The sequence below is a fragment of the Aestuariivirga sp. genome, assembly GCF_020252405.1.
Lineage (GTDB): Bacteria > Pseudomonadota > Alphaproteobacteria > Rhizobiales > Aestuariivirgaceae > Aestuariivirga.
In genome coordinates this window covers 1-5,952 of record NZ_JADCDA010000102.1, presented here as the reverse complement: position 1 = coordinate 5,952, position 5,952 = coordinate 1, and the positions used below count along the sequence as shown (strand labels likewise).

Here is a 5,952-nt window from a genome sequence, read left to right as displayed (position 1 = left end):
CCGTCATTCCGGCGAAGGCCGGAATCCAGCTTTCTTTCAACGCGTGCTGACGCAAAGCGGGATTCCGGCCTTCGCCGGAATGACGGCATAAGAGGAGCATAAACGGTATTCTGATTTCAGTTGAACGCCCGATGCTTTAAGGCGACGGCGCCGCGAAGTCGTCCGGCCTGCCGGGAGGTGCGGCTTCCGGACTGCCCAGCTTGAAGAGTTTCTCCGCTCCGCTTCCCGAAGGCGAGATATCGCGCAGCGTTTTCAGGGCCGCATCCGGCGCAAGGCCGCCCGCCGCCAGCAGGATGGCGTTGGCGGTGACGCCCTCGGGCTGCACCGTATAGGGCGCACTGTCCATCACCGCCCGGCCGAACAGCGGCACGGCGCTGGTCCTCGTCTCCAAATCGGTCTTGTTGTCGTCGGGCGCGTCGAACAGCGAGGTCTTGCCTGCTTGCGGAGTCTGACCGGCCGATTCGGCCGCCTTGATGGCGGCGAACACCTTCTCGCCCATCGGGTTGTTGCCGCCATTGAAGGGGGAGATGCCGTCACGCCCGCGCAGCCTGACGGTGTTGGCCGCGCCGTCCGTCATTGAGTAGGCGTAGCCGCCGCCGGGGCTGGCGACGTCATTGCGCAGGTCAAGGAACATCATGCCGCGCTTTTCGACTTCGGCCTTCTGCACGCCGGCGACGGTCCGCATCGCGGCATCATAGTCAGGCTCGGGCATTGGCGGCGGCGCAACCCAGATGATGCGTGCGTCGGAAGCCGCCAGCTGGTCCAGCAGCAGGTTCACCCGCCCCGCATAAGCCGCGGTCCATTCCGGCGTGCCGAAATCATAGCGGTTGCCGCCATCGCGGATCGTCTGACGGTCATTGGAGCCGAGCATCACCACGATCACGTCATAGGCATTGCCGTCGAGAATTTTCGGCACGGTGGCGGCCCAGTCATAGACCTCCGGCCGCGCGAGGCCCGATTCCTCGTTGACGCGGATCGAGATATCGTAATTGCCGCTCGGTTCCGCCGCGCGCGCAAGGCCTGCGCCGAGGCCGCCGCTGAGCGCATCGCCGATCGACAGCACCTCGACGATGTGGTGGTCCGCCGGCGGGGGCTGACTTGGCATATCCGGGCTTTGCGAACCCGAAGAGCCCATCAGCGGGCCATCCGCCGTCTGCGCCGCGGCGGGTGGAGCCCACAGCAGCAGCGCGGCAAGGAGGATGGCGAAATGTTTCATCAGCCCCTCTTCCCGATCGACTGCAGGAGCTTGACGGAGGGCACGCCATCGAGCGGCAAGCCGTTCTTCTTCTGGTAGGCGATGATCGCCTCATAGGTGCGGGCGCCGAAGCGTCCGTCATTGCCGCCCGTTTCGAAGCCCAGCGCATTGAGGCGGCTCTGCAGCTCGACGCGCTGCTTGTAGGTCAGATCGTAGCTGACCTCCGGCCACTGAGCGGCGAATTCGCCGCGGCCGCGGATGCGGTCCGCGAGGTGGCCCACGCTCAGCGCATAGGAATGCGAGATGTTATAGTCCATGATGGCGAGGAAATTCTTCGTCACCAGGAAGCGCGGGCCGGAGACACCCTGCGGCACCATCACGAAAGCCTGCGCGTCCGGCGAACCGAACTTCGCCCCGTCAGCGCGCCTGAGGCCCAGCTTCTCCCACTCCGCCACTGTCTTCCAGTGGCTGCGGCCGATGAGCGCCATGTCGAAGCCCCTGGGCAGCGTCACCTCCCAGCCCCAGGGCCGGTCATTCCTCCAGCCGGCCCTGGCGAGGTAATTGGCGGTGGAGGCCAGCGCATCCTGGTGGCTGTTCCAGATGTCCTTCCTGCCATCGCCCGTCCAGTCCACGGCATAGGAGATGTAAGAAGACGGGATGAACTGCGTATGGCCCATGGCGGCAGCCCAGGAGCCATCGAAGTCATTGGGCTTCACGATGCCGGATTTCAGGATCCTGAAGGCGGCGGCCATCTGCTCATAGGCGTATTTCTTGCGCCTGCCGGAATAGGCGAGCGTGGCCAGCGAGCGCATGACGCTCATCGAGCCCTTCATCTTGCCGAAGTTGGACTCCATGCCCCAGATGCCGAGGATGATATAGCGGTCAACGCCATATTTGGCCTCGATGGCGTCGAGCAGCTTTTTCTCGCTGCCGGCCTTCTGCCTGCCGGTGTCGATACGGACCGGCGTCACCGCCTTTTCGAGATAGGCGGAGGTGGTGGAGGTGAATTCCGGCTGGTTGTCGGCGAGCTTCAGCACGACGGGGTCCGGCTCGGTGATGCCGGCGAAGGCCTGATCGAAAAGCTGCTTCGACACGCCCGCCGTCTTCATGCGCGGCCACAGGGTGTTCTGGATGAAGGCCACGAATTTCGGATCATCGGCAAATGCCTCCCGCGTCAGCAGGGGCGCGAACAGCAGAAGCGAGGCGAAGGTCCTTCGGTCCATGGAATCCCCGTGATTCGGGCGCAGCCGCCCAGAGGCGCATCAGTCTACAGGCAAGCGTTTCAGCCGCCAAATGCGGCCTCAATCGGGCGTCAGGTCTGGCCGGTGGTGTTGCGCCGGGCGAGCTTGCGCTCCCAGTCGAGCGCCGTTGCGACGATGAAATCGAGGTCTTCATGCTTGGGCTGCCAGCCCAGAACCTCGCGCACGCGCTTCGCTCCCGCCACGATGGCCGGCGGGTCGCCCGGGCGGCGCGGGCCGTATTTGACCGGCAGGGCCGCACCGTTGACGCGCTCAACCGCCTTGATGACGTCGAGCACCGAATAGCCCTTGCCATAGCCGCAATTGAAAATGCCGCTGACGCCGCCGCGGCGGAGATGCTCCAGCGCATCGATATGGGCCGCGATGAGATCGCTCACATGGATATAGTCCCGGAGGCAGGTGCCGTCCGGCGTGTCATAGTCCGTGCCGAAAACCTCGAGCCGGTCGCGCTGGCCCAGCGCCGTCTGGCAGGCGACCTTGATCAGGTGGGTGGCGCGGGGCGTCGATTGGCCGATGCGGCCGTTCGGATCGCCGCCCGCCACGTTGAAGTAGCGCAGCGCCACAAATTGCAGGCCATAAGCGCGCCCCGAGTCCTTCAGCATCTGCTCGGTCATCAGCTTCGAAAAGCCATAGGGCGAGACGGGAGCGGGCGCGCGGTCCTCGAAGACGGGCTCGGCCGGCACATCGCCATAGACGGCGGCGGTGGAGGAGAAGATAAAGCGCGGAATGCCCGCCTTCACCGCCGAGGCCATGAGCATGCGGGACTTGACGGTATTGTTGAGATAATAGCCGAGCGGATCATTCACCGAGTCCGGCACCACGATCGAGCCCGCGAAATGCGCCACCGCATCGAAGTTGTGGGCCGCCATGACGCGGTCGAGCAGCGCTTCGTCGCCGATGTCGCCCTCGATGAGCTTTGCCTGCGGCTGGATTGCCCACCACTGGCCGGTGGACAGATTGTCGATGACGACAACCTCCTCCCCGCGCTCCACCAGCGCCAGCACCATGTGGCTGCCGATGTAGCCCGCCCCGCCCGTCACAAGAATGGCCATTGAAATCTCCCGCGGGGTGAGTGTAGCGAAGTTTCGGATCTGCCCAAAGCCGAACTTGTTCGGGGCGCAAGACGCCAGTTGTGGATAGGGCAGGTTTCGGTTCAGTGGACTCGAAACCTGCTCTATGTCTTTGTTTGGTCGCATTTTCGACGGTCAACCGGTGTCCACTTGACCTGAAAATGCTTTAATACGAGGTTGCTCATGGTCCGTCCGGTCAAGACCGCCGTCTTTCCCGTCGCGGGACTCGGCACGCGCTTCCTGCCCGCCACCAGGGCAATGCCGAAGGAGATGCTGACCGTGGTGGACCGCCCGGTGATCCAGCTTGCGGTGGACGAGGCGCGCGAGGCCGGGATCGAGCATTTCGTCTTCGTGACGGGCCGCGGCAAGGCGGCGATTGAGGACCATTTCGACAAGGCCTTCGAACTCGACGCCACCCTTGCGGCACGCGGCCGGACCGGGGAGATCGCGGCGCTGGCCAAGGACCTGCCGAAGGCCGGCCAGGCGAGTTTCACCCGCCAGCAGGAACCGCTGGGGCTGGGCCACGCCGTGTGGTGCGCGCGCCAGCTCGTCAGGGACGAGCCCTTCGCCCTGCTGCTCCCCGACATGGTGATGCGCGCGAGCCCCGGCTGCCTGAGGCAGATGATCGACGTCTACGAAACCCGCGGCGGCGGCAATGTGGTGGCGGTTGAGGAGGTTCCCTGGGAGCAGGTGAGCCGCTATGGCGTGGTCGGCGCGAAGGACTGGACGGACAATGCCTTCACCATCACCGGCATGGTGGAAAAACCGAAGACGCGCGAACTGGCGCCGTCGAACCTCATCATCTCCGGCCGTTACATCCTGCAGCCTGAGATCTTCGGGGAAATCGAAAGCCAGGAGCCAGGCGCCGGCGGCGAGATCCAGATCACCGACGCAATGATCAGGCTCATGCAGCGCGAGCGCTTCCATGGCCTCAAATATCGCGGCACCACCTATGACTGCGGCGACAAGGTGGGCTTCCTCGCCGCCAATGTTGCCTTCGCGCTGGACCGCCCGGACGTGGGGCCGGGCTTCCGGGACGCGCTGAGAAAGATCCTGGCGGAGAAGGGCGGGTTATAGGACCGGCAGCCCTCATCCGGCCTGCCGGCCACTTTCTCCCATTGCGTGCCGCGACGGGAGAAGGACTCGTTGTGCGACCTCCCTCACCAAGTCCTTCTCCCGTCCCGCAGGGATGGGAGAAGGTGCCCGACAGGGCGGATGAGGGCCTTTCTCAACGAAGTCCGCACCCGCCTTTGCACCGCTCTCCCAAAAGGTCTAGAACCCCGGCCATGCCGAAACGACACCTCACTCCCGTCCCGCTCGGAGCCCAATGGCGCGAATCTGCCAGGAGGGCGCTTGTCACCGAAACCGAAGGCATGCAGCAGCTGATCGCCGCGCTCGATGGGCCGCTGGGCGACGCGCTGGCGCAGTCCGTCAAGGTCATCCGCGGGGCCAGGGGCCGCGTTGTGATGACCGGCATGGGCAAGTCGGGCCACATCGCGCGCAAGATTGCGGCGACCCTGGCGTCCACCGGCACGCCGGCGGGCTTCGTGCACCCGGCGGAAGCAAGCCACGGCGACCTCGGCATGATCACGCCGGACGACGCCGTGGTGATGATCTCCAACTCCGGCGAGTCGCCGGAGCTGCGCGACATCCTCACCTATTCGCGGCGCTTCGCGGTGCCGCTGATCGCCATCACCTCGGCGCCGGACTCCACGCTTGGCAAGGAGGCCGACATCGTGCTGCCGCTGCCGCGCGCCAGGGAAGCCTGCCCAAACGGCCTCGCTCCCACGACGTCAACCCTGCTGCAGCTGGCGCTGGGCGATGCGCTGGCCATTGCACTGCTGGAGGACAAGGGCTTCAGCGCGCATGACTTCCGCAAATTCCACCCCGGCGGCAAGCTGGGCGCGCAGCTGAAGCATGTGCGCGACATCATGCATGCGAAGGACGAGCTGCCGCTCGGCCCCGAAACCATGACCATGCCGGAGGTGCTGATCGTGATGACGCGGCGGAGCTATGGCTGTTTCGGCGTGGTGGGCGCGGATGGCCAGCTCACCGGCATCGTAACCGACGGCGACCTGCGCCGCAACATGGCGCCGGATCTCCTGAACCGCACGGCCGGCGCCGTGATGACCAAGACGCCCAGAACGATTGCCCCCGATGCTCTTGCATCAGAGGCGCTGGAGCAGCTGAACTCGCTGAAGATCACCAGCCTGTTCGTGATCGATGCCCAAAACAAGCCGGTGGGCCTGGTGCATATCCACGACCTGCTGCGCATCGGGCTGGTCTGATCGTTACCTCGCACTCCCCTTCATCATCGCCGGGCTTGTCTCGACGATTTGCGCTTTAATGGAGGAGCCGGGGGTGCCTGACCGCACCCCCGGTGTTGGCGGGAGACCGATTTACCGGGCTGGTCCCTAGAGACCGTGGT

Annotated in this window: 5 protein-coding genes; 2 read left to right on the top strand and 3 right to left on the bottom strand. The window is 65.1% G+C overall.

From position 1 onward, the window contains the following. Window positions 1-136: 136 nt before the first annotated feature. The 3 genes from IOC69_RS13350 to galE all read right to left on the bottom strand — a co-directional run bounded on the left by IOC69_RS13350 (window position 137) and on the right by galE (window position 3,506). On the bottom strand, window positions 137-1,216 hold the full coding sequence (locus IOC69_RS13350) for a hypothetical protein (RefSeq protein ID WP_290544051.1): 1,080 nt from the start codon (window positions 1,214-1,216) through the stop codon (window positions 137-139). Then, window positions 1,216-2,418, bottom strand: coding sequence for a lytic murein transglycosylase (locus tag IOC69_RS13345; RefSeq protein ID WP_290544050.1), 1,203 nt, complete (start codon window positions 2,416-2,418; stop codon window positions 1,216-1,218). Before IOC69_RS13345 ends, IOC69_RS13350 begins: the two co-directional genes overlap by 1 nt. Before the next feature lie 89 nt (window positions 2,419-2,507). Beyond that, window positions 2,508-3,506 (bottom strand): UDP-glucose 4-epimerase GalE, encoded by a 999-nt coding sequence (gene galE / locus IOC69_RS13340; RefSeq protein ID WP_290544049.1) that lies wholly within the window; start codon window positions 3,504-3,506, stop codon window positions 2,508-2,510. Window positions 3,507-3,707: 201 nt separating this feature from the next. On the opposite strand from galE, the gene IOC69_RS13335 reads away from it, so the two are divergent. Both IOC69_RS13335 and IOC69_RS13330 read left to right on the top strand, forming a co-directional pair. Continuing rightward, window positions 3,708-4,601: a UTP--glucose-1-phosphate uridylyltransferase gene (locus IOC69_RS13335; RefSeq protein ID WP_290544048.1), complete on the top strand. Its 894-nt coding sequence runs from the start codon at window positions 3,708-3,710 to the stop codon at window positions 4,599-4,601. Between the two features lie 296 nt (window positions 4,602-4,897). Further along, window positions 4,898-5,812 (top strand): KpsF/GutQ family sugar-phosphate isomerase, encoded by a 915-nt coding sequence (locus IOC69_RS13330; protein ID WP_366935523.1) that lies wholly within the window; start codon window positions 4,898-4,900, stop codon window positions 5,810-5,812. The last annotated feature ends 140 nt before the right edge of the window (window positions 5,813-5,952 follow it).